At 68.5% G+C, this 279-nt stretch carries 1 pseudogene; it reads left to right on the top strand.

What is annotated here, in order from left to right:
• Positions 1 to 211: pseudogene (locus tag KZZ06_RS20515) on the top strand (IS110 family transposase); the annotation flags it as partial.
• Positions 212 to 279: the final 68 nt, after the last annotated feature.

Consider the following 279-nt stretch of genomic DNA (forward strand, 5'->3'; position numbering starts at 1 on the left):
GTACCTGCGCAAGATGCTGATCCAGGGTGCACGGGCGGCGATGCCGACCCTTCGCAAAAGCGATACGCGGATCGGCCAATGGCTCCGGGGCCTGCTGGCGCGGGCGCACGCCAACACCGCCGTCGTTGCGCTGGCAGCTAAAATGGCCCGGACCGTCTGGGCGCTGCTGCGCCACGAACGCGTCTATGAGCCGGCGGCGGTGGCTGCCTGAACCGAGCTTGGTCGGCGAAGCCTTCGTCGGCCTCCCGATGTCTGCGAGCGGCGAGAGGAAGATGGCCT

The organism is Sulfitobacter sp. CW3, from assembly GCF_019392245.1.
Taxonomy (GTDB): domain Bacteria; phylum Pseudomonadota; class Alphaproteobacteria; order Rhodobacterales; family Rhodobacteraceae; genus Sulfitobacter.